24 protein-coding genes are annotated in these 22981 nt (G+C 53.4%); 21 read left to right on the top strand and 3 right to left on the bottom strand.

Annotated elements, in window-relative coordinates; genetic code table 11:
- Positions 1–94 precede the first annotated feature (94 nt).
- Positions 95–1030 carry a Na/Pi cotransporter family protein gene (locus KI215_RS10950; RefSeq protein WP_212772765.1) on the bottom strand — a complete coding sequence of 312 codons (936 nt, stop codon included), beginning with the start codon at positions 1028–1030 and terminating at the stop codon, positions 95–97.
- 110 nt (positions 1031–1140) lie between these two features.
- Positions 1141–1494 (bottom strand): hypothetical protein, encoded by a 354-nt coding sequence (locus tag KI215_RS10945; RefSeq protein ID WP_212772764.1) that lies wholly within the window; start codon positions 1492–1494, stop codon positions 1141–1143.
- A 262-nt stretch (positions 1495–1756) separates the two neighbouring features.
- Between KI215_RS10945 and KI215_RS10940 the strand changes: the two genes are divergently transcribed.
- The 18 genes from KI215_RS10940 to glyS all read left to right on the top strand — a co-directional run bounded on the left by KI215_RS10940 (position 1757) and on the right by glyS (position 17015).
- Positions 1757–2101 (top strand): histidine triad nucleotide-binding protein, encoded by a 345-nt coding sequence (locus KI215_RS10940; protein WP_246512091.1) that lies wholly within the window; start codon positions 1757–1759, stop codon positions 2099–2101.
- 256 nt (positions 2102–2357) lie between these two features.
- Positions 2358–2531, top strand: a complete 174-nt coding sequence (rpsU, locus tag KI215_RS10935; protein ID WP_205492745.1) for a 30S ribosomal protein S21 — start codon at positions 2358–2360, stop codon at positions 2529–2531.
- 18 nt (positions 2532–2549) lie between these two features.
- Entirely contained in the window at positions 2550–2993 is a 444-nt protein-coding gene (locus KI215_RS10930) for a GatB/YqeY domain-containing protein (protein WP_212772762.1), read from the top strand.
- Between the two features lie 310 nt (positions 2994–3303).
- The gene (gene floA / locus KI215_RS10925) at positions 3304–4290 is read left to right on the top strand and encodes a flotillin-like protein FloA (RefSeq protein ID WP_212772761.1); all 987 of its coding nucleotides are present in this window, start codon (positions 3304–3306) and stop codon (positions 4288–4290) included.
- Between the two features lie 70 nt (positions 4291–4360).
- The gene (locus KI215_RS10920; protein ID WP_212772760.1) at positions 4361–4729 is read left to right on the top strand and encodes a hypothetical protein; all 369 of its coding nucleotides are present in this window, start codon (positions 4361–4363) and stop codon (positions 4727–4729) included.
- A 225-nt stretch (positions 4730–4954) separates the two neighbouring features.
- Positions 4955–5146: an alpha/beta-type small acid-soluble spore protein gene (locus KI215_RS10915; RefSeq protein WP_212772759.1), complete on the top strand. Its 192-nt coding sequence runs from the start codon at positions 4955–4957 to the stop codon at positions 5144–5146.
- 249 nt (positions 5147–5395) lie between these two features.
- Entirely contained in the window at positions 5396–5674 is a 279-nt protein-coding gene (gene yqfC / locus KI215_RS10910) for a sporulation protein YqfC (RefSeq protein ID WP_212772758.1), read from the top strand.
- Positions 5675–5686: 12 nt separating this feature from the next.
- Positions 5687–6898, top strand: a complete 1212-nt coding sequence (gene yqfD, locus KI215_RS10905) for a sporulation protein YqfD (RefSeq protein ID WP_212772757.1) — start codon at positions 5687–5689, stop codon at positions 6896–6898.
- Positions 6899–6924: 26 nt separating this feature from the next.
- A complete protein-coding gene (locus KI215_RS10900) occupies positions 6925–7863 on the top strand; it encodes a PhoH family protein (protein WP_246512305.1) in 939 nt (312 codons plus the stop codon).
- A 17-nt stretch (positions 7864–7880) separates the two neighbouring features.
- Positions 7881–10025, top strand: coding sequence for an HD family phosphohydrolase (locus KI215_RS10895; protein ID WP_246512090.1), 2145 nt, complete (start codon positions 7881–7883; stop codon positions 10023–10025).
- On the top strand, positions 10022–10489 hold the full coding sequence (gene ybeY, locus KI215_RS10890; RefSeq protein WP_212772755.1) for an rRNA maturation RNase YbeY: 468 nt from the start codon (positions 10022–10024) through the stop codon (positions 10487–10489). The genes KI215_RS10895 and ybeY overlap by 4 nt, the downstream gene beginning before the upstream one ends.
- A gap of 10 nt (positions 10490–10499) precedes the next feature.
- A complete protein-coding gene (locus tag KI215_RS10885; RefSeq protein WP_212772754.1) occupies positions 10500–11189 on the top strand; it encodes a diacylglycerol kinase in 690 nt (229 codons plus the stop codon).
- Positions 11190–11354: 165 nt separating this feature from the next.
- Complete coding sequence (locus KI215_RS10880) at positions 11355–11750, top strand: cytidine deaminase (RefSeq protein WP_420830118.1); 396 nt, start codon at positions 11355–11357, stop codon at positions 11748–11750.
- A complete protein-coding gene (gene era, locus KI215_RS10875) occupies positions 11743–12642 on the top strand; it encodes a GTPase Era (protein WP_212772752.1) in 900 nt (299 codons plus the stop codon). The genes KI215_RS10880 and era overlap by 8 nt, the downstream gene beginning before the upstream one ends.
- Before the next feature lie 105 nt (positions 12643–12747).
- On the top strand, positions 12748–12885 hold the full coding sequence (locus KI215_RS10870; RefSeq protein ID WP_212772751.1) for a YqzL family protein: 138 nt from the start codon (positions 12748–12750) through the stop codon (positions 12883–12885).
- A gap of 15 nt (positions 12886–12900) precedes the next feature.
- Positions 12901–13656, top strand: a complete 756-nt coding sequence (gene recO / locus KI215_RS10865) for a DNA repair protein RecO (RefSeq protein WP_212772750.1) — start codon at positions 12901–12903, stop codon at positions 13654–13656.
- A gap of 388 nt (positions 13657–14044) precedes the next feature.
- The gene (glyQ, locus tag KI215_RS10860; RefSeq protein WP_212772749.1) at positions 14045–14938 is read left to right on the top strand and encodes a glycine--tRNA ligase subunit alpha; all 894 of its coding nucleotides are present in this window, start codon (positions 14045–14047) and stop codon (positions 14936–14938) included.
- Positions 14925–17015: a glycine--tRNA ligase subunit beta gene (gene glyS / locus KI215_RS10855; protein WP_212772748.1), complete on the top strand. Its 2091-nt coding sequence runs from the start codon at positions 14925–14927 to the stop codon at positions 17013–17015. The genes glyQ and glyS overlap by 14 nt, the downstream gene beginning before the upstream one ends.
- Positions 17016–17050: 35 nt before the next feature.
- Here glyS and KI215_RS10850 read toward each other — a convergent pair whose 3' ends face one another.
- On the bottom strand, positions 17051–17971 hold the full coding sequence (locus KI215_RS10850; RefSeq protein ID WP_212772747.1) for an apurinic/apyrimidinic endonuclease family protein: 921 nt from the start codon (positions 17969–17971) through the stop codon (positions 17051–17053).
- 370 nt (positions 17972–18341) lie between these two features.
- On the opposite strand from KI215_RS10850, the gene ccpN reads away from it, so the two are divergent.
- The 3 genes from ccpN to ppdK are packed head-to-tail and all read left to right on the top strand — an operon-like array spanning position 18342 to position 22471.
- Positions 18342–18977 carry a transcriptional regulator CcpN gene (gene ccpN, locus KI215_RS10845; protein ID WP_205493230.1) on the top strand — a complete coding sequence of 212 codons (636 nt, stop codon included), beginning with the start codon at positions 18342–18344 and terminating at the stop codon, positions 18975–18977.
- A gap of 18 nt (positions 18978–18995) precedes the next feature.
- On the top strand, positions 18996–19823 hold the full coding sequence (locus KI215_RS10840) for a pyruvate, water dikinase regulatory protein (RefSeq protein ID WP_212775167.1): 828 nt from the start codon (positions 18996–18998) through the stop codon (positions 19821–19823).
- Complete coding sequence (ppdK, locus tag KI215_RS10835; RefSeq protein WP_212772746.1) at positions 19820–22471, top strand: pyruvate, phosphate dikinase; 2652 nt, start codon at positions 19820–19822, stop codon at positions 22469–22471. Before KI215_RS10840 ends, ppdK begins: the two co-directional genes overlap by 4 nt.
- Positions 22472–22981 lie beyond the last annotated feature (510 nt).

Here is a 22981-nt window from a genome sequence, read left to right as displayed (position 1 = left end):
GGCTTTTTTGTATTGGTGCGATGGTTACCGATGCACCCACCTGAAAGAATACGGCACCGGAAATTTCCGTGACACGCTTCAGCCGTGTGTAATGTCAAGTACGCAACTCCCTCGATGGCACCAGTCTGGTAATAAACCGAGCATATGTGCTGGTGAAGGGAAGCATGATCAATGAACAGATGATGTTAAACAAGGTTTGAGCGTGCGCCACTTGCGTTGCAGGATTGGCGGACAACGTCGCCACCCAGTCCGCAAATGCGGAGATAAACGGTGAGAACAGCAACATTCCGCCCACATTCAGCAACAAGTGGGCCACCGCCACTTGCTTCGCGGCTCGGTTGGCACCGATCACGGCCAATAACCCGGTAACACATGTGCCCACATTACTCCCCAACACGACGGCCACGGCAAAGGGAAGGGAAATCAGGCCTGATGCAAAAAAGCCCATGGTCATCGCGATGGTGGCACTGCTGCTCTGAATGACTGCCGTCATCAATATGCCGGCTGTAAGACCGGTTTGTACAGCATCTCCACGGCTGAGCAGCCACGTCATCCATCCCTGCTCTTTTAGTGGTACGGCCAGCCATTGCATGATGTTCATTCCGAGAAAAATACAGCCGAACCCGCTGATGACCACGCCAATCCACGCGAACCGTTTCCATGGCAACAGCCAGATGGCAGCACCGGAGACAATCATCGGCAAGGCGAAATCCTCAATTTTCAGAGCCAGTATTTCGGTTGTGACGGTAGTGCCGATATTGGTGCCCAAAATCAAACCCACCGTTTGCGTAAAATTCATCAATCCGGCATTGACGAACCCGATCGTCAGTACGGTAACTGCACTGCTGCTCTGCAAGAAACCGGTGGCAACAATCCCGGTCATAAAACTGCGAAACGGTGTTTTGGTAAATCGCAACAACACCGATTGCAAATGCCGACCAGCCATCGTTTCCAATCCGAAACGGATCAGTTGCAAACCGAACAGAAAAATCGTCAACCCTGTTGCAAAAGGGATCAACAATTCGCGCATGGCTCCCCCTCCCCGCCCTTGATTCCAATATATGGCCAAGCGGAGACAGGCATGAGTCCAAAAGAAAAAAGCCCCATCAGGGCTTTGATTGTTTGTGAGCGCAGGTCTGGTCAACGTTGTTTGTTTCGTTTCGGGATGAACGGGGGTGGCTCCATTCCCGGTTCCCTACCGGGAGAGAAGGGGACTGGCCATTCCGGTGGCGGCATGGGCCGTTTCCCCTGTTCGGGATGGCGTTCCGGATCGAGCTGAGGAGAGCCGAATACCGCCCAGGGTGGTGGGTTGCCCGCTTTTTTGAGGGAGCGGGTTGATGGAGGGGGGGAAGGGTAATCATGGTCAAAAGCCGGATCGTCAAAGGGGTTTGGTGGAGCAGAAAGGTCCTTGGGGAACATTTTTTCCAGCTCTTCCTTTACCATTTTGCGGATCAGGCGCCGCAACTGGTTATCTGTTTGTTTGTCGCGGGTCATGTCGATTTCCCTCCTTTCTTCCGGTGGGCGATCGTTGTATCCTATGCGTGTGTTCTTTATTTAGTGCCGGGACTCGGTGACTGGCCTCACATAGCACTCCCTTTGGTCGTCGTGGGCTTCTCGTTTTCATCTGACATGTCGCTGTCACCCCAACCCTAAGGCCTGTGTTTTCCTGCTCACTTATAAATCGTTTCAAACACCTTTTGTCTAAGGGCATTTTCTTGGTATAATGTGGCCATCAGAAGGACAAGGAGGGTCATGCGTGGCCGATTGTCTGTTTTGCGGTATCGTCAAGGGAGAGATCCCGTCCGAAAAAGTGTATGAGGACGACCGTGTGCTGGCGTTTAAGGATATCAATCCTGTCGCACCAGTACATGTTCTGTTGATTCCCAAGGAGCATCACTCCGACGTGATCGAAGCGGCGGATCGCGACCCGGCTGTGTTGGGTCATTTGTTCACGGTGGCTTCCAAGCTGGCCAAGGAGCTGGGATTGTCGGAAAAGGGATTTCGTGTGGTAAACAACTATGGGAAAGAAGGTGGCCAAACCGTTTTTCACCTTCATTTCCATCTGATCGGCGGCCGGCAACTGACATGGCCTCCGGGTTGATGTAGCAATCCAAGGTCTTTGACATGCCTTTTTCTGCTAATGTATAATGAAGGCTGACTCTGCAACATCAAACTGGTCTTTTTCAGGCCGGTAGGCATCCTACGGGCTGCATGGGGGCAGGTTGACAGCGAGAACCGGCAGGTGCGGACTTTCCCTTCGCGGGGAAATCGGTCACCGCTTGGTGGTGGTCAACTTTGTTTTACCCCGGCCGCTTTCGTTTGGGCGGCTCGCTGACCCGCGGAGGGGAGGGATAGGCATGGCGGAGGTTCGCGTGCGCAAAAACGAATCGCTGGATAACGCATTGCGCCGGTTTAAGCGTTCCTGCTCGAAAGACGGCGTGCTGGCCGAGTTGAGAAAACGGGAACACTACGATAAACCCAGTGTTCGCCGGAAAAAGAAATCCGAGGCTGCACGGAAAAAGCGGAAGTAAGGAAAGGTGGCTGTCAAGGTGAGCCTTTTGGAACGGTTGAACCAGGACATGAAGACTGCAATGAAAAACAAAGAAAAGACCAAGCTTTCCGTGATCCGTATGCTTCGTTCCGAGATCAAAAATGAAGAGATTCAGCGACAACATACGCTGAGCGATGAAGAAGTGATCGAAGTCCTGATGCGCGAGCTGAAAAAGCGTAAAGACGCCTTGCAACAGTTTGAAGAGGCAGGACGGGATGACCTGGTTCAGCAACTGCGGGAGGAAATTACGGTGATCGAACCGTACCTGCCCGAGCAGTTGAGTGAAGAGGAACTGCGCGAGCTGGTACGGGAAGTGGTGCAGGAAATAGGTGCTTCGTCCAAAGCTGACATGGGTAAAGTGATGAAGGCAATCATGCCGCGTGTCAAAGGACGTGCGGACGGAAAACTGGTCAACCGTTTGGTGCAGGAAGTATTGAGCTGATGCCGTGAACAGCGGTTGTCAGTTTTGATGATAGCATGTACGGGGCAGTGTACCCTGCGTGGTGGCTGAAACCATCGGTGATCAAACACTTCGCTGGTCTGTAATGCGAGGTTGCCGGAGTTGGGAATCCCTTCCGATAACTCCGGTCAACCGGGATCAGGAATAATTGCGTACCATCTGTTTGGCGATTTCATCCCAATGGATGGAGCAGACACCGTGGGTCAAGTGGTTTACAGCGTGGGGTGCGCTGTTTTTTTGACCCCCATTTGTCAAAATCGTTTTTCATTACCAAAAAACGGAGGATGAACGTATGAGTGCCGACGTATTGGTCATTTTACTCGTGGTGGTCGGTATTATTTTCTTGTCCATCCTGTTTACGTTCGTACCCGTGATGTTGTGGATCAGTGCGATGGCGTCCGGAGTTTATGTCGGATTGACCACATTGATCGGAATGCGGTTGCGACGAATTGTGCCGGCACGTATCGTCAATTCTTTGATCAAAGCGAGAAAAGCGGGTCTGGATGTGAACATCGTCCAGTTGGAAACGCATTACCTGGCCGGAGGGAATGTGGATCGGGTAGTGGACGCCCTGATCGCCGCGCAGCGGGCGGACATCGATTTGGTGTTTGAACGGGCGGCGGCGATCGACTTGGCAGGACGTGATGTGTTGGAAGCAGTGCAGATGAGTGTCAATCCCAAGGTGATTGAAACCCCGGTGGTCTCCGCCGTGGCCAAAGATGGAATCGAGGTGAAAGTGAGAGCTCGGGTGACCGTCCGCGCCAATATCGACCGTTTGGTCGGCGGTGCTGGAGAAGAGACGATCATCGCCCGGGTCGGCGAAGGGATCGTAACCACCAACGGTTCGGCCAACAGCCACAAAGAAGTGTTAGAAAATCCTGACATGATCTCCAACACCGTGCTGAGCAAGGGATTGGATGCGGGAACGGCCTTTGAAATCCTCTCCATTGACATTGCCGACGTGGATATCGGGGAAAACATCGGCGCCCGACTGCAGACCGATCAAGCTGAAGCGGACAAACGGATCGCCCAAGCCAAGGCCGAGGAGCGCCGGGCGATGGCAGTGGCCAAAGAGCAGGAGATGCGCGCACGAGTGGAGGAGATGCGCGCCAAAGTGGTGGAGGCGGAAGCACAAGTGCCACTGGCGATGGCGGAAGCGTTGCGCTCCGGAAAATTGGGGGTTATGGATTACTATCATTTACAAAATGTGATGGCGGATACCGCGATGCGCAAATCGATCAGCCGCTCTGCCGATACGGAAGAGGACGAGCAGGGCTGATGAGCGTTCGGTGGTCTTCGTATGATGTCAATCGCGGAGCCTGACAACGTCTGCGGGGAGGTGCACCGGTGTGGGCTGGATGCTGTTGGCCGTCGGATTGTTTCTATTGACCCGATTGGTGGGATGGCTGTCGAGAGGTGATCAACGGCGTTCCCTCTCCCGACCGCGTATGGCCGAAACAGATCAGAAACGCCCTTTTTCTCACACGAATGAAGCTTCGGTTTCCACGAAGAAAAAGCCAAAAAAGGGGAGAGCACCGGTTACGGCGGTGTCGGCTGCGCGGGCGGTGCAGCCCCGGGTAAGGCCGAAGCAAACAAAAAAGAGATCCCCGATGCAATGGGCACGGGAGGACTGGTCCCGTGCGGTCATCATGCAGGAGATTCTGGGTCCGCCTCGGGCATTGCGGCCGCTCAGCCGTAAACTTCCTCGGGATAGGTGAAGACACGTTACGGTAGCTTATCCCGATTGAGCGAAGAACGAGTGATAAACTCCCTATACCACTTTGTAAACTCACCCGACATGACGTCGGGTTTTTCCTTGATTGTGAAGAACTGACATGCTTGTCGTGACGAGGCGGATGCTTTGCCGTTGTTTGACATGGAAACATGTGCGACTGATGGCACACCCCCATCGGTTCATACTAATCGACAAAGGGGGTGAAACCATGGCACGCACGCGCAGCAGCAACAAGTTGCTGGTTCCGGGGGCTGGAGCGGTCATCAATCAGTTTAAAGAAGAGATTGCCGCAGAATTCGGCGTGACGTTGGGTGGAGCGGAAACGGCCCGTGCTAACGGATCTGTCGGTGGGGAAATTACGAAACGATTGGTTCGCCAGGCTCAACAACAACAAAGCTGAGGTCAAACAGGGATGGACCTTTCTCCCTCATATCATGGTAAAAGATTGAACCACTCGCGATTTTGGGAGTGGGTCCGCAATTTCCGTCGAGGGACTCAATCTGTTGTTTCGCGCATCAGACGGGAGATCGGGACCTGCGGACTTTTCTATCAATCTGGGCGGTGCGTCTTGACGCATCGCTTTTACTTTTGCCCTCATAAAATCGATTGGGACGGCATAAGGGTTAGAAAGGAGATGGAGGGCTGGTCCATGCGGAAGATGAGCAGCAAGCTGCGAAAACGAGCCTTTCAATGGCTGGATCTTCCCTCGGATGTGACGTCCGACGTTCCGCGCATTCAAATGATCGGGTCTCATCAAATCGCGGTTGAAAATTACCGGGAAGTGACGCATTTCAGCGACGGGGAACTGCGTTTGCGGTTGAGTGAGGGAAGCCTGCGCATTACAGGAGCGCAATTGACGATTCGCGCCATTTATCGGGACGAGGTGTGGATCGAGGGGAACATACACGGGATCGAGTTTGCGAAATGAGGAGAGGGAGCCGTGACGCGACACAAGTGGCCACGATCGATGACCGGTTACCTACGGGTGGAACTCAAAGGAGACAACTTGACACAGTGGCTGAATCGGGCGATGAATGCCGAAATCCAACTGAAAAATATTCGTTGGGAAGATGAGAAACGACTACGGTTTACCCTGGCGGTCCAAGATTTTTATCGTATGGTGCCTCTTGTGCGGCGTACGGGAATCCACATGCGTATCGTCGGCAAGAAGGGATTGCCTTTTTGGTTGCACAAGATTGAGCGGAGGAAATTCTTTATGGCGGGCATCGTGCTGTTTTTGGCGATGCTGTTTGTCATGACCTCCATCGTGTGGCGGGTGGATGTAGAAGGAAATGAGACCATCCCGGATGAACAGATTCTTAAGTTGGCCAAGCAGGAGGGCGTGTACGTCGGTCAGGTGAAATACCGCCTTCCTGACACGGAGTCGGTGCAGTATCGATTGTCCCGTAATCTTCCAAACGTATCCTGGGTGGGATTCCGGTTGGAGGGAACGCGGGCAATTATCACCGTTGTGGAAAAAAAGCGGGTGGATCCCACAGAACAAAACGATGACCGTGGTCCCGTCAACTTCATTGCCAAGCGGGATGCCATGGTGTACGACATGCGTGTGGAACGGGGGCGTCCCATGGTGGGCGTTTCTGATATGGTGCGCAAGGGGCAGGTATTGATTTCGGGTTATTACGGCAACCCCGATGAAAAGGGATCGCTTCGCTTGGTCGGGGCAAAAGGAAAAGTGCTGGGGATCATGTGGTATGACTCGGAAGTGGTCATTCCACTCACACAAAAACGAAAAGTGTTCACCGGCGAACGTCATGTTTCCACCCACTTATATATAGGTTCACGTGTCTTGAGGCTTTCTTTCTGGTGGAATCCGGTTCCCTTTGAGCGATATGAAACCATGCAGGAATTCCACGCTGTCCGAGTGCGTAATTGGCGTCTGCCCATCGGATGGGTCAATGAGAAACGGATGGAGATGAAATGGGTGCGACGCACCTTGACGAGGGAAGAAGCGGTCCGCTTGGGAATGGAGCGGGCCCGTGCGGATTTACTGGCCCGTCTGGGGCAAGAAGGCAGGGTGTTGGAGGAAAAAGTTTTGCACGAGCGACTGGACAATGGTAAAGTTTATTTGAAGATACACTTCAATGCAGTCGAAAACATTGCGGTGCCACAACCGATTTTGCAAGGAGAATGAGCCATTTGCAACAAGGTCAACAACCCATGAAAATTCGTTTGCGTGATGCAGGTGAAGCGTTGAGTTTGTTCGGGCCTCATGATACATATCTGAAGCAGATCGAGGCCAACACAACTGCCAAAATCGTTGCGCGCGGAGAAGAGGTCGTCATCACCGGATCGCAAGAGGAACAAGCGGTGCTCGGCCATTTGTTCCGCGTCTTGTTGACGTTGATTCGCCGGGGGACTCCCATCACCGAGAGGGATGTCGTGTACGCTCACCGTTTGGCCCGGCAGGGAATGGTCGATGAACTGCTGGAGCTGTATGACGAGCGGATCGGCGTCACCTACAAAGGGAAGTCCGTTCAAGCCAAAACGTTGGGGCAACGTCATTACGTCTCCGCCATCCGGAAGCATGATATCGTCTTCGGTATCGGTCCTGCCGGGACGGGGAAAACGTTCTTGGCAGTTGTTATGGCGGTGACGGCGCTGAAGTCGCATCGCGTCAAGCGGATCGTGCTGACGCGGCCAGCGGTGGAGGCGGGCGAAAGCCTCGGGTTTTTGCCGGGAGACCTGCAGGAAAAAGTAGACCCGTATTTACGACCGCTGTATGACAGTTTATATACCATGCTCGGAGCGGAACAGGTGACCAAAATGATGGAACGCGGATTAATCGAAGTGGCGCCCTTGGCGTATATGCGTGGGCGCACACTGGAGGATTCGTTCGTCATTTTGGATGAAGCCCAAAATACGACGCCCGAGCAGATGAAGATGTTTTTGACGCGGTTGGGCTTCGGGTCCAAAATGGTCGTGACCGGTGACGTTACGCAAATTGATTTGCCCAAGGGCAAACAATCTGGATTAAAAGAAGCACAACGCGTGTTGCGTTCGGTACCGGAAATCCGGTTTGTCTATTTGGGGCAGGAAGATGTCGTCCGTCACACGTTGGTGCAAAAAATCATCGATGCTTATGATCGTTATGCCTAGCGGGAGAACGTGAAGGAGTGGATCAAAAGATGATATCCACCAATGAACCTCCGTCTAGAAGGTTTCGACGTATACGGCTCCCTGCTGGCACGCAAACCAGCGTCCGCGTCCGACTGTTGATCTATTTTGTGGTCGGTGTGTTGCTATACTTGATGATGATGAACGCGGTCTTGCCCAAGCAATATGAGTTGTCACCGGGTTCGATCAGCACGGAAACCATCGTATCGCCTGTCACCAAAGTGGACTCGGAGGCGACGGAAGCCGCCCGAAAACAGGCGGCGGATGCGGTTGAAAAGCAGTACCGACGGGATGATGAGCTGACGGGGATTTTGATTGAGCGGTTGGATCGCATCTTCACGGACGCGCGCCGAATCGTCGCCGACACTTCTTTGACGGAGCAGCAGAAAATCAAAAGCGTGCGGGAATTGATCCCCTATCGTTTATCGGATGCCTTTTATACTCAACTCGTCCGAACCTCTCCCGACCAACTGACGGAAATGCGTTTTGTGAGCCGGGAGATCGCCCGCAACATCCTCTCATCCGGCGTCCGCCAGACCGAGTTGGAGCAAAAGCGGAACGAGGTGGATCGCGAGCTGTTGGCATCGTCGATCAATGCCCAATCCCGCAGTGTCATACGGGAATTGGTTCGGGCGAGCATTGTACCCAACGAATTTTACGATGAAGCCAGAACCAAGGCGCTTCGGGAAGCGGCATGGGACAGTGTGGAACCCGTGCCGATCAAAAAGGGACAGATCATCGTTTCCGCCGGGGAAGTGATCACTCCCGATCAGCACCGCAAACTGAAGGAACTCGGCTTGATCCAAGATTATACAAACCCATGGCCGCATTTGGGATTGGGTTTGTTTGTCTTGTTGCTGTTGGTCATGCTGTACGGGTTCGTACATCGCTACGAGCCTGAGGTGCATCGGGACAATGCACGGCTCTTGATGTTGGCCACCATCGTATTGCTGACGGCTGCGGGGATGAGAGTGGTGGCGGTAGGGCAAAATTTGGAATGGAGCACGTTGGGCTATTTGGCCCCCGTCGCTTTTGGCACGATGCTGATCACTCTGCTGTTGGACATCCATTTGGCGCTGAGTTGTGCGGTGCTGTTCGCCATTTTGGCCAGTGTGATGTTCAACACCGAAAGCCACCTGTTGTTTGATTTCCGTTACGGCTTGGTGTCTTTGGTGATCGGAATGGCTGGTGCGTGGGGATTGTCCGGTGTTCACAACCGCACTTCCATTTTGCGTGCCGGGCTGATCGCGTCATTGGCCAGCTTGGTGCCGATCACGGCTGTTTTTTTGCTGGCGCCGATCGAAAGCGGTTGGGGAGACTGGTTTTGGTCCATCGGGTTCGGCTTTGCCAGCGGGTTGTTCTCCGCTGTTCTCACGATCGGCTTTTTGCCCTATTTTGAAACAGTCTTTGAAATCCTTTCCCCGCTCCGCCTGTTGGAGTTGTCCAATCCCAACCATCCGCTGTTGCGCAAACTATTAATCGAAACACCCGGAACCTACCATCATTCGATCATTGTCGGCAATTTGTCCGAAGCGGCTGCGGAAGCCATCGGGGCCAACGGTCTCTTGGCACGTGTGGGTGCGTATTATCACGATATCGGAAAAACCAAACGCCCTCAGTTTTTCATCGAAAACCAGATGGGAGAAAATCCGCATGACAAAATCTCGCCCAACTTAAGCAAAACCATCATCCTGTCCCATCCCAAGGATGGTGTGGAGATGTTGGAGGAACACGGCATCCCCAAACCGATTCGGGACATCGCGGCTCAACACCACGGCACGACCTTGCTCAAATACTTTTATCACAAGGCGATGAAACAAAGCGACGGAGGGAAGGTGTTGGAAGGAGATTACCGCTATCCGGGTCCCAAAGCGCAATTTAAGGAAGCGGCCATCGTCGGTATTGCCGATTGCGTGGAGGCGGCCGTCCGTTCGTTGGCTCGTCCGACACCGGCCCGCATAGAAGGGATCGTGCGTAAGATCATCCAAGATCGCCTGGAAGACGGTCAATTCAACGAGTGCGATCTGACATTGAAAGAATTGGACGTGATCGCCCGTTCGATGTGTGAAACCTTAAACGGTATTTTCCATTCACGCATCGAATATCCGGACGAATGGCCGAATAAAGGGGTGAAACAGGCATGAGCATCACTATTGACCTCAATGTGGAAACCGATTTGACGGAATCCCAGCGTGCGGCGCTGGTATGGATCGAACGGTGTCTGGAGGCGGGAGCGGAGATCGAACAATTGCCGCCGGCCGAAGTGTCCGTCACGTTGTTGGATAATGAGGCCATTCGCCGGCTCAATCGCGAATACCGGGATGTGGACCGGCCCACGGATGTGTTGTCCTTTCCGTTGTGGGAGCCGGATGAGGAATGGGAAACCACGGACGGGGAGCCGGTTCCGCTGGGCGACATTTTCATCTCCATCCCGCGTACAGAGGAGCAAGCAGCGGAGTACGGACACTCATTCGAACGGGAACTGGGATTTCTCGCGGTACACGGTTTTTTGCATCTCTTGGGGTATGATCACGGCACGGAGGCGGAAGAAAAAGAGATGTTTACACGTCAGGAGGAGATTTTGGAGCGAGTCGGCTTAAAAAGGTAGGGGTTCTCTTATGTGGTTGGGCAAAGTGGTCCGAAGTTTTCGGTATGCATTGGAAGGATTGCGCTACACGCTGGTCACCCAGCGCAATATGCGCGTTCACTTCCTCAGTGCACTGGGCGTGTTGCTGTTAAGTTTGTACCTGCCGTTAAGCAAGGCGGAAGCGCTGTTGCTGTTTGTCACCATCATCCTGGTGTTGGTGGCCGAGTTGTTCAACACTGCCGTTGAGTCGGTCGTGGACATGGTCACCGAAGAATTCCACCCGTTGGCCAAAGTAGCCAAAGACGTCGCCGCCGGCGCCGTATTGTTGTGCGCCGGTCTGGCTGTGGTGGTCGGCGTCAGTGTGTTTTGGCCCTATCTCGATAAACTGTTCTCCGCATATTTCAAAGGCTCCCATTATCCGCTCAACATCGGCCTTGCCGCGATTATTGCGTTTGATTTTTTCCTCACGCTCATGATCAAGGGATGGATGCACCGATTGGATCGTGCACGTTGGGAACCCAGCATCACCACTTCCCTCGCTTTCTGCATCGCCACCTCTCTGGTCTTGATTATTGGTCAGTTGCTGGTTACGATTTTGGTGTATTTGATGGCCCTCTTGCTCACGGGGACGAGATACCGCATGCACGACCGAGCAGAACCGGTGATCCTGGGTGCACTGCTGGGAATCGTGGTAGCGGTTATCGGCGTGCATCTGTTGTAGGGTGAACGATGGAGTGGATGCTAAATCCAGCCGAGAATCTGTGGAGAGGGTAGCTGTTCGCGTAACTTTGTCAGCAATCCTGGGTAACCTGGAGATGATTCGGGTTACAAACGGTGGTCAAAAATATGCTGTAGCATAATGGTGGGAAGGCAAAGGAGATTGGACATGGAGCGATTGATCGAAGCAGCGAAACAAGCACGTGAGCATGCCTACGTTCCTTATTCGCGGTTCCGGGTAGGAGCCGCTTTGCTAACGGACGAGGGAACGATATTTACAGGGTGCAACGTGGAAAACGCTTCGTACGGCCTTACCAATTGCGCAGAACGGACGGCGCTGTTCAAAGCGGTGTCCGAAGGCGCCCGCCGATTTACCGGAATCGCCGTGGTGGCGGATACGGAGGGACCGGTTTCCCCCTGTGGTGCCTGCCGTCAGGTACTGTTCGAACTGTGCCCTTCGGACATGAAGGTGTGGTTGGCCAATATCAAAGGAGATGTAACGGAAACAACCGTGGGGGCTTTGTTGCCCGGCGCGTTCGGAAAGGGGGATTTAAACAATGAATGAAGGGTATAAATCGGGTTTTGTGGCGTTGATCGGCCGCCCCAACGTGGGCAAATCAACGCTGATGAACCATATCATCGGCCAAAAAGTAGCGATTATGTCGGACAAACCGCAGACGACACGGAACCAGATTCGCGGCGTATATACCGACGAACGCGGACAAATCATTTTCCTGGATACGCCCGGTATCCATAAACCCAAATCCAAACTGGGTGAATACTTGGTGAAAACGGCGCAAAATGCGTTGGATGAAGTGGATCTGGTGCTGTTTCTGGTTGATGCGAGCGAAGGACTGGGGCCGGGTGATCGTTACATCACCGAACACTTGAAGGGGATCAAAACACCAGTCTTTCTGGTGATTAACAAAATCGACCAAGTTCATCCCGATGATCTGTTGCCGCTGATCGACCAGTACCGGCAACTGCACGACTTCGCGGAGTTTGTCCCCATTTCGGCGTTGCAGGGGAACAACACATCCACACTGGTACGATTGATTTTCGAACGGTTGCCGGAAGGGCCGGCCTACTATCCGGCCGACCAGGTGACGGACCACCCGGAGCGGTTTATCGTCGGTGAACTGATTCGGGAAAAGGTACTGTTTCTCACGCGTGAGGAGGTTCCGCATTCTGTCGCGGTGATCGTGGAAGAGATGAAACAGCGCGAAAACGGAGCAGTCTACGTGCGTGCCACCATCTACACCGAGCGGGATTCACAAAAGGGCATCCTGATTGGCAAACGGGGCAGCATGCTCAAAGAAGTGGGCAGACTGGCACGTGAGGAGATCGAGCGTCTCTTCGGCAGCAAAGTTTTCCTCGATTTATGGGTGAAAGTGAAAAAGGACTGGCGCAACGAAGAGTTTCTCCTGCGGCAGTTCGGCTATCGGGAAGAGGATTGAACTGGAAGAAAAAGTTTTTTTGTGGATATACCGCAATTCGCACATACTCCTTCCGTTCCCGGTCATCCTAACAGATGACAAACAAAGCGGAAAGGATGATGCTGGTTGCGCCATTTCTTTTGGAACTGTTTTGCCGTAACTGGCAGTGTCGATGCATACTTGTTGTACAAGGATGCTGAGGCGTTAGCGAACGATTCCGCCAACGAGATGCCGGATGGCCAGGATGAGGGAGAAGAAACCTAAGGAAGGACGCGGCGTATGCTGATCAAAACGGAAGGCGTGGTGATCCGCACCCGCGATTACGGGGAAAGTCACAAGCTCGTCTGGCTATTTACACGGGAACAGGGAAAGATATCGGTTATGGCCCGCGGCGCCAAAAAGCCAAAAAGCCGTTTCAGCGCGGTAACCCAACCTTTTACCCATGGCGAATATGTATGGTTTTCGGGAGGAAGCGGGTTGCCCACCTTGTCGCAAGCGGATCTCATTCATGCTCATCATTTGCTTCGCTCCGATCTGGAAAAAACGGCGATCGCCGCTTATCTGTCCGAACTGCTGGACCGTCTGACGGAAGAAAAAGAACCGTACCCGCATTTGTTTTCATTGTGGACGTCCACCTTGTCGTTGTTGGAAACGGAAACCGATGCGGACATACTCCGTCATATCTTTGAACTGAAGGTATTGGAGACTGCAGGTTACCGTCCCTATTTGAACGGATGCATTCGATGCAAACGGGAGGAACTCCCTGTTCGGTTCAGCGTACGGCACGGGGGGTTTCTTTGTTTGGATTGTGCGACGCATGACCCCGCCTCATTGCCGTTGTCCGAAGCGTCTGCCCGCATTTTGAAGCTGTTGCAACGAGCCGTGCCGGACCGGTTGGGGGAAGTGCGGGTCAAGGAAGAGACCAAGCGACAATTGGACAACGCATTGCGTGCGTTCATCGACGAATACGTTCCCGTTCGTTTGCGGTCGCGCGCATTTCTGGATCAGCTGCGAAGCGGATGGGGCCGAGATTGACAAGGTCCTTTTTTCTTTGGTATAAATAGTCTATCTCCAAAATTGAACAACGGCAGTGCGATGAGAGAAAGGAGTAGCCGGATCTTTCGTGTGTGAGCGAGCCGGGGAGGGTGGAAGCCCGGCCACGGAACCCGGTGAAGGGCAGTCTCGAGCACGAGTGCAAAAGAGGGGATCGACCGGAAGATGCGGTCGGTCAAATAGGGTGGAACCGCGGGAAACCTCCCGTCCCTATGTGAAAGGGGACAGGGGGGTTTTTGTCGTTCTTCGCAATACAAGGTGTGTCTGGCAAATGGGGAATCGAGGGCTTTCTTTCCACGATGAGTGACTTCACCACGTGAGGAACGAGTCGGGGAAAGGGCCATGCCATGATGACGATGGAGGTGGAATGATGAACTTTCAGGAAATGATTTTGCGATTGCAGTCGTTTTGGGCCGAACAAGGCTGTGTTCTGGTCCAACCGTACGATGTGGAAAAAGGAGCCGGGACGATGAACCCGATGACATTTTTGCGTGCGCTGGGGCCGGAACCTTGGAACGTGGCTTATGTGGAACCTTCCCGCCGACCGGCTGACGGCCGCTACGGGGAAAACCCGAACCGTCTGTACCAGCATCACCAGTTTCAGGTAATTATGAAACCGTCACCGGACAATATCCAGGAAATCTACTTGGACAGCTTGCGTGCGCTGGGTATCGACCCGCGGCATCACGACATCCGATTCGTTGAGGACAACTGGGAAAACCCTGCGATGGGGGCGGCTGGCCTCGGTTGGGAAGTATGGCTCGACGGGATGGAGATTACCCAATTCACCTACTTCCAACAGGTGGGGGGACTGGATGTCGACCCGGTTTCGGTCGAGTTGACATATGGTCTCGAGCGGTTGGCTTCCTACATTCAGGAGAAGGAGAGCGTCTTTGATCTGGAGTGGGTGAATGGTGTCACCTACGGCGACGTATTCCACCAGCCGGAATATGAGCATTCCAAATACTCGTTTGAAATCTCGGATGCGGATCTCCTGTTCCGGTTGTTCGACGCATACGAAAATGAGGCGAAACGGGCGCTGGAAGCAAAGTTGGTACATGCCGCCTACGATTATGTGCTCAAATGTTCCCATACGTTTAACCTGTTGGAAGCGCGCGGCGCGATCAGTGTGACCGAACGGACCGGCTATTTGGCCCGTGTGCGCAACATGGCCCGACAATGTGCCCGTGCCTATGTTCAGGCCCGGGAGGAACTGGGGTATCCCTTGCTGAAAAAAGGAGGGAATCAGCGTGACGAAGCGTGATTTGTTGCTGGAAATCGGCTGCGAGGAAATTCCCGCCCGATTGATCGATAACCTGCGTCATCAATTGGCCGATCGGATACAAAATTGGTTGAACGAACAACGCATCGCGGCAAAAGAGGCGGTTACATACGCAACACCACGCCGGATCGCAGTTTTGGTCCGCGATGTGGCCGAACGGCAGGCGGACATCGATGAGGAGGTACGTGGTCCGGCCAAACACATCGCCCTTACGCCTGACGGCAGCTGGAGCAAAGCGGCGGAAGGGTTCGCCCGGAAACAGGGCGTCCCGGTCGATGCGTTGGTGTTTGATGAGTTCAAAGGAGAAACCTATGTGTTTGTCCGCAAACGGGTGGAAGGACAACCGACGGTGAAACTGTTGGCAGAAGGTCTGCCGTCGGTACTCTCCTCGCTTCATTTCCCCAAGACGATGCGCTGGGGAACGGAGCGAACCCGCTTTATTCGCCCGGTTCGTTGGCTGGTGTGTCTTTTTGGCGAAGAGGTCGTTCCGTTTTCTTGGGCCGGTGTGACGGCTGCCAACCGGACGTGGGGTCATCGGTTCCTGGGGGAAGAAGTGACGTTGTCTCATCCGGGCCAATATGTGGAAGCCCTTCGCAAGCAATGGGTGATTGCCGACGTCGATGAGCGGCGGAAGATGATTTTGGATCAGTTGCGGCGGATGGAAGCGGAACGCGGATGGCGCATTCCGGTAGCGGAAGATCTGTTGGATGAAGTGACGCATTTGGTGGAGTACCCGACGGCACTTGCCGGTTCGTTCGATGAAGATTTTCTGGTGTTACCGCGTGCCGTGCTGATCACCACGATGCGGGAACATCAGCGTTACTTCCCGGTGGAATCAGCGGACGGCCGCTTGTTGCCGCATTTTGTCACTGTGCGAAACGGAGACGAAACCTCGCACGATGTGGTGGCCAAAGGGAATGAAAAGGTGTTGCGTGCTCGTTTGGCTGATGCGCGATTCTTCTATGATGAGGACCTGAAGCTGCCCATTGATCAGGCGATGGAAAAGCTGGATCAGGTCGTGTTTCACGAAGAATTGGGTACCGTGGGCGACAAAGTGCGGCGGATCGTGTATTTGGCTGATCGTCTGGCCGATGCGCTGCAATGGGAAGATGACCGCCGACGGCTATTGAAACGGGCGGCACAGATCTGCAAATTCGACCTGTCCACGCAGATGGTCTACGAGTTCCCCGAGTTGGAAGGAATCATGGGCGAAGAGTATGCGCGTAAAGCCGGGGAAGACGAAGAAGTGGCACGGGCGATCAAGGAGCATCACCAGCCGCGCCATGCCGGGGATGAGACGCCGCAGTCCGCGATTGGTGCCGTGATCGGGCTGGCTGACAAAATGGACACCATCGCTGCTTGTTTCGGAATTGGCATCCAGCCGTCCGGTTCCCAAGACCCGTACGGGTTGCGGAGAAGGGCATCCGGCATCGTGCAAATCCTGCTGGACCACGGTTGGTCTCAGTTGACGCTGGATCAATTGTGGACGATCGCGCTGGAGCGCTTGCAGTCGGATGGGCTTTTGAAAAAATCGGTGGAAGAAACCGCGGAGGAATTGCGTTCGTTCTTTGCACAGCGTTTGAAAACAGTCCTGCAGGAAGAAGGTATTCGTTACGATGTGATCGACGCGGTGTTGGGAGCGGATATTTCCCGGCCCAAGCTGGTGTTGGCCAAAGCGAGAGTGTTGATGGATCGGGCGAGCGCATACGAAACGTACAAACTGGCTGTTGAGGGATTCACCCGCACGGCCAACCTCGGCGTGAAGGGAACGGCCGATGTGCTGTTGGATGGAACCGGTATGACGGAGCCGGCCGAGCGTGAGTTGTACGAAGTCTACCGGAAGGCCGAAAAAGCCTTTACAGCGAGCTTGTCGGATCAGGATGCTGACGGTATGTATGAAGCGTTAGCATCGATGGTTCCCGTCATCCACCGGTTCTTCGACGAAGTCTTGGTGATGGTGGAGGACGAAACCGTCCGGACACGCAGACTGGGTTTGTTGCGCCGGATCACGGATTTGGTGCATCAGTTCGCACGGTTCGATCAATTGGTCTTGACGTGAAAAAAGGCCGTTCCGTTACGGAACGGCTGTTTCCTTTATCGCTTTTTTAATTGCCGTAATGTATCCAGGAACGATGGCAGCTGTTCCGACGTTTCTCCGGCGACCAAGGTGATCGGTGTAGCGGTATCCACTTCTTCGGCAAAATCGAGCAATTCCGAGTGTGCTTCCTTTGGAAAGGGAATATGTGCCGTTTGCGGCGTGTCCCCCCAACTGACTGCATAGGAAAGACGGACCAATGCGATATGGTCCTTGGTTTGTTTGTAGAATTCCTGCCATGAACGCGGTGCGTTCAGGATCTCCTTTTCCGTTGCACCCGTAAATATACTGCGGGAACGGTGCATATAGGACAGAATGTTGGATACGATACGCGCATGAGCGGTGTCCAAGCACAGTTTCACACCGGTCGTTTGCGTGATTTGCAGCAGATGGCGCGGTGTACGCAAAGCCGGGTGGATGCGGGCTTGTCCCGGTTCAAAATACAGGGAACCTCCCATCGGTGCATTCTCGATCAGCAGCTGGATATCGAGCGGTTTGGCAATCTCCTCAATCTGGCGCAGCTGGTTGATCACCGTTTCAACGTATTTCGTTTTGAAGTCATGTAAGGCGTTGAAATCATGGGGGCGCTCGTCCAGGAATTCGAAAATTTCTCCCAATGAAACGGTAGCCCCGAATCCGATCACCCATTTGGGTGATTCCGGAAACAGGGGAGCAACGGTTTCCAGCCAATATCGCCAATGTTCTAAATGAAAGGTAGGGGTACCCAACCCCATGTGCGGAGGGACGCGGAAGGCGATCGGCTCCGAGCCGGAAGTTCGGAACAAGTCAGCCAGTTCCTCCGTTGAGTATCGTGTGGACGAAAGTTGCAATTCCACCCGGCGAATACCCAATTTGCTGATGGTATGCAACTGATGAAGATCGGGCGCACTCGTCACCGCCAACGGATTGGAAAACAGCATGAGAGAATTCCTCCATTGCCCAGTTGGTGATTTCCAATTATATGAAAAATTACAATCAGGCTGTAATATTCAAAGGGTGTCCATTGGAGTCCCGAAGATCAAATCGCGGGAATATCCTCTAAGTGAAGCGAACTTTGCCTGCTTCCTGATCTGCTCCCTGAGAGGGAGAGGTAAAGCGAGCCGGGAAAGAGACGCGCACAAATGGATCAGATACGCGCTAGTGTTCCCCAAACGAAAAAATTCATGAACGAACTGTTTAGAAATTGGTTGCAGACAAACTGGGAATGGGATATAGTATATACTAAATGGTGAAACAAACGATTCAGTATGACATAATAAGAGATCGGATCGTACTGGGGGGTGCGGGGAGATCGAGCTAACAAAACGCCAGGAGAGGATCTTGCAAATCGTTAAAGACGAAGGTCCAATCACCGGTGAGCAAATCGCCGAGAAGCTCAATCTGACACGGGCCACGTTACGCCCTGATCTGGCCATCCTGACGATGGCGGGATTTTTGGATGCACGACCTCGAGTGGGGTATTTTTATGCCGGCAAATCAGCCAATCAACTCCTTGGCGAACATGTGCGAAAATTGATGGTCAAGGATTACAAATCATTGCCGATCGTGGTCAAAGAGGAAACTTCCGCATATGACGCTATTTGCACCATGTTTCTCGAAGACGTCGGTACCCTGTTCGTTGTCAAGGAAAATAAACAGCTGGCCGGCGTTGTTTCACGAAAAGATTTATTGAAAACGGCCATGGGCAAACAGGACTTGCAAACCATCCCCGTCAGTATTGTCATGACACGAATGCCCAACATCGTCACGTGCTCGCCGGACGACTCGTTGTTGGACGCAGCGGCCAAGCTGATGCGGTATCAGGTAGACGCGCTTCCAGTGGTGCGCCCGATGGAGGATGGCGACGGGGTGGAAGTGATCGGACGCATCACCAAAACGACGATCACCAAAGCCTTTGTGGAACTGGGACAACATACAGATGTTTGAGGTAGGAGGGGAAGAGCCATATCCATTCAAAGTCAACAGCCGATTGTTTTTGTCGTTTCTGATTCCATCGGGGAAACCGCAGAATTTGTGGTCCGGGCGGCTTCCAGCCAGTTCAATGGCGGTAATATTGAAATTCGGCGTGTCCCATATGTGGACGATAAGGGCACGATTATGGAAACGGTTCAAGCGGCCAAAGAAGTGAACGGTATGATTGCGTTCACACTGGTGGTTCCGGAGTTGCAGCAGCTTTTGCTCGAGGAGGCAGGCAAAGCGGGTATTCCCGTTGTGGATATCATGGGCCCCATGATAGACGGTTTGTCCCGTTTGTTCCAGCGGGAGCCTAAACGCGAGCCTGGGCTGGTGCACCGATTGGATGAAGATTATTTTCGCAGGGTGGAAGCCATCGAATTTGCGGTCAAATACGACGACGGTCGCGATCCGCGCGGACTGTTGCGCGCAGACGTCATCTTGATCGGCGTGTCGCGTACCTCCAAAACGCCGCTCTCCATGTATTTGGCACACAAGCGGCTGAAAGTGGCCAATGTACCGCTCGTTCCGGAAGTGGAGCCTCCGGAGGAGCTCTTTATGATTGACAACAAAAAATGTATCGGACTCACCATTCAACCCGAGCAATTGAACAACATCCGGCGTGAACGTCTCAAGGCGCTCGGGTTGACGTCAAGGGCCAACTACGCCAATATGGAGCGGATTCTGCAAGAGCTCGAGTACGCGGAAAAAATCATGAAACGGGTTGGTTGTCCGATCGTCGATGTTTCCAACAAAGCGGTGGAAGAAACGGCCAACCTGATTCTGGACATTCTGCGCAAGGGAGGCACTGCTGTATGAGCGAGAAGCGAGTCTACCTGTTTCATGAAGGAAACGCCCAAATGCGGAGCCTGTTGGGAGGCAAAGGCGCCAATCTGGCCGAGATGACCCGCGCCGGCCTCCCGGTTCCTCCGGGGTTTACGATTACCACGGAAGCGTGCAATGATTACTATGCTGCCGGGAAACAATTATCCGAACAACTATTGGATGAAATTCGAAAAGCATTGGCAGAATTGGAAGCGCAAACAGGGAAAAAATTGGGTAACCCGTCCAATCCTTTGTTAGTGTCTGTGCGTTCCGGAGCAGTATACTCGATGCCCGGTATGATGGACACCATTTTGAACCTGGGACTCAATGACGAAACGGTGGAAGGATTGGCGCAGCTGACCGGAAATCCCCGGTTTGCCTATGACTGCTACCGCCGGTTCATCCAGATGTTCGGTGATGTGGTTTTGGGGATCGACCACTACCGTTTTGAGCGGATCATCGAAAACGTGAAGGAATCGCGGGGCGTCAAACATGATCCAGAATTGTCAGCAGAAGATTGGAAACAGGTGATCGCTTCGTTCCAGAAGCTCGTGCAGGAACAAACCGGGTCGGCATTCCCTCAGGATCCGCAAGAACAACTGCGCCGGGCGGTGATCGCGGTATTCGACTCTTGGAACAACCAGCGTGCCGTCATCTATCGCAAGCTGCACAAAATCCCCGATGATTTGGGAACAGCTGTAAACGTACAGATGATGGTGTTTGGCAATATGGGAGACGATTCGGGCACCGGTGTGGCGTTTACCCGCAATCCCTCGACCGGAGAGAAAACGCTTTACGGTGAATTTCTCATCAACGCGCAAGGAGAAGACGTCGTCGCCGGCATCCGCACCCCCCAACCGATTGCCCAACTGGCCGAACAAATGCCGGAGATCTACAAGCAGTTCCAGGAGATCAGTCAACGCCTGGAGCATCATTATCGCGACATGCAGGACATCGAATTTACGGTGGAACGGGGAAAACTGTTTATTTTGCAAACCCGTGCGGGCAAACGGACGGCCCATGCAGCCGTCAGGATCGCGGTCGATATGGTGCAGGAGGGCATCATCGACAAAAAGACGGCTTTGTTGCGTGTCGACCCGGACCAATTGAACCAGATATTGCATCGTCGTGTCGATCCTGATGCCCAACTGGAAGTGTTGGCCAAAGGGTTGCCGGCTTCCCCTGGTGCAGCATCCGGACAAGTAGTGTTTGATGCTGACACCGCAGAAAAATGGGCCAACGATGGACGGCGGGTCATTTTGGTCCGGCCGGAAACGACACCGGAAGACATTCACGGTATCATCGCCGCCGAAGGTGTATTGACCAGCCGGGGTGGGATGACCAGCCATGCGGCCGTGGTGGCGCGCGGTATGGGGAAACCGTGCATTTGCGGCTGCGAAGAGCTGAAGATCGATTTGCAACGGAAAGAACTGCACATCGGGAACACCGTGATTCGTCAGGGGGATCAACTGTCCATCGACGGCGGCACCGGAAAGGTGTTGCTGGGTGAAGTTCCCCTCATCGATCCGGAACTCTCTGGGGAATTCCAGACTTTGCTTGAATGGGCGGATGAGGTGCGTAAACTGAAAGTACGGGCCAATGCCGACAATCCGCATGATGCAGCCAAGGCCCGGGAATTCGGTGCCGAAGGGATCGGTCTGTGTCGGACTGAGCACATGTTTATGGAGGCCGATCGGGTTCCGATTGTCCAGGAGATGATCTTGGCGGAAACATTGGACGAACGTCAGGCAGCACTGAACAAACTTCTTCCCATGCAACGCGAGGACTTTGTTGGCATCTTTCGGGCGATGGATGGTCTGCCCGTCACCATCCGTTTGTTGGACCCGCCGCTTCATGAGTTCCTGCCGGATATCGAAGAGCTGTTGGTGGAAATCACCCAACTGCGGATGACGCCGGATTCGGACAAGCGGGAATTGCTGAAAAAAGAAAACCTGTTGCGCAAGGTACGGGCCTTGCATGAGTTCAACCCAATGCTGGGGCACCGTGGCTGTCGATTGGGCATTATCCACCCGGAAATTTATGCGATGCAAGTACGGGCCATTTTTGAAGCGGTCTCTCTCGTCAAAAAAGAGGGGGTTGATGTGCAGCCCGAGATCATGATCCCGTTGGTGGGTCATGTCAACGAACTGTATGAGATGCGCAAACTGGTGGAGGAAGTGGCGGAACAAGTTCAACAAGAGACGGGTGTGTCAATACCGTTTACCATCGGTACAATGATCGAAGTGCCGCGCGCAGCGCTGACTGCTGATCAGATCGCCAAGGAAGCTGACTTCTTCTCCTTCGGTACCAACGACTTGACGCAGACGACTTTCGGTTACAGCCGTGACGATGCCGAAGGCAAATTCCTGCATCAGTACGTGGATCAAAAAATCTTGCCCGATAATCCCTTCATCACGCTTGACACCGAAGGGGTGGGCAAGTTGGTTTCCATGGGTGTCCAGCTGGGCCGCGAGACCAAACCCGACCTGAAAACGGGAATCTGCGGTGAGCACGGCGGTGAAAAGCGTTCCATCCAATTCTGCCACAACGCCGGACTGAACTACGTCAGCTGTTCGCCGTTCCGCGTTCCGCTGGCGCGTCTGGCCGCTGCTCAAGCTGCTTTGTCGGCGGAGCGCTCCTGATTCGAGAATCGTGCGTGCTGGTAGTAGTATTGATTCCCCCAGTTGATCGTCCTTCGATGTTTGGTTGTCTGTCATGGGGGAATAGAAATACTGAAGACAGAAGGCCCGTTCCGACGTGTTCGCGGGCCTTTTGTCATCCGTATCAGATAATAATGATTATAAGATAGAAAAAAAAGAAGATGTCAAGGTTAGGGCAGGATTTTTTTCGATTGCCAGCGTATAATACTACAGGAGTATCATTTTGGTCGATCTTGCAAAATTCGACACAATTTTGTCGATAAAGAAATCCACCAAGGGGATAGAAGGATTCACATGCTCTGTGTAGAATAAAGGGATAGGGGGTTGGGCAAGGTTTCCTTCTTTTTTTTCCATCCATATAAACCAAATATTACTATAGGTTATCATTGGGGGTTGTGCAGGATTTTGACGAATTTTGTCGAATACAAGTCGGATGTAAAGGCGCAACCCCCGGTTCTGCTGCAAGGAACGGATCATCTAGACGGGAAAGCG

The sequence above is a fragment of the Polycladomyces abyssicola genome, assembly GCF_018326425.1.
GTDB classification, from domain to species: Bacteria; Bacillota; Bacilli; order Thermoactinomycetales; family JIR-001; genus Polycladomyces; species Polycladomyces abyssicola.
Note: the sequence above shows the minus strand (reverse complement) of the source record. Positions and strands in the feature narration are given on the sequence as shown.

Bases quoted from the DNA above. Each gene is read 5' to 3' on its own strand.
- KI215_RS10880 (WP_420830118.1), top strand. From the start codon at position 11,355: ATGGAGCGATTGATCGAAGCAGCGAAACAAGCACGTGAGCATGCCTAC.
- ybeY (WP_212772755.1), top strand. From the start codon at position 10,022: ATGAGCATCACTATTGACCTCAATGTGGAAACCGATTTGACGGAATCC.
- KI215_RS10950 (WP_212772765.1), bottom strand. From the start codon at position 1,030: ATGCGCGAATTGTTGATCCCTTTTGCAACAGGGTTGACGATTTTTCTG.
- KI215_RS10915 (WP_212772759.1), top strand. From the start codon at position 4,955: ATGGCACGCACGCGCAGCAGCAACAAGTTGCTGGTTCCGGGGGCTGGA.
- floA (WP_212772761.1), top strand. From the start codon at position 3,304: ATGAGTGCCGACGTATTGGTCATTTTACTCGTGGTGGTCGGTATTATT.
- era (WP_212772752.1), top strand. From the start codon at position 11,743: ATGAATGAAGGGTATAAATCGGGTTTTGTGGCGTTGATCGGCCGCCCC.
- KI215_RS10850 (WP_212772747.1), bottom strand. From the start codon at position 17,971: ATGCTGTTTTCCAATCCGTTGGCGGTGACGAGTGCGCCCGATCTTCAT.
- rpsU (WP_205492745.1), top strand. From the start codon at position 2,358: ATGGCGGAGGTTCGCGTGCGCAAAAACGAATCGCTGGATAACGCATTG.
- KI215_RS10900 (WP_246512305.1), top strand. From the start codon at position 6,925: ATGAAAATTCGTTTGCGTGATGCAGGTGAAGCGTTGAGTTTGTTCGGG.
- recO (WP_212772750.1), top strand. From the start codon at position 12,901: ATGCTGATCAAAACGGAAGGCGTGGTGATCCGCACCCGCGATTACGGG.
- KI215_RS10885 (WP_212772754.1), top strand. From the start codon at position 10,500: ATGTGGTTGGGCAAAGTGGTCCGAAGTTTTCGGTATGCATTGGAAGGA.
- ppdK (WP_212772746.1), top strand. From the start codon at position 19,820: ATGAGCGAGAAGCGAGTCTACCTGTTTCATGAAGGAAACGCCCAAATG.
- glyQ (WP_212772749.1), top strand. From the start codon at position 14,045: ATGAACTTTCAGGAAATGATTTTGCGATTGCAGTCGTTTTGGGCCGAA.
- KI215_RS10945 (WP_212772764.1), bottom strand. From the start codon at position 1,494: ATGACCCGCGACAAACAAACAGATAACCAGTTGCGGCGCCTGATCCGC.
- yqfC (WP_212772758.1), top strand. From the start codon at position 5,396: ATGCGGAAGATGAGCAGCAAGCTGCGAAAACGAGCCTTTCAATGGCTG.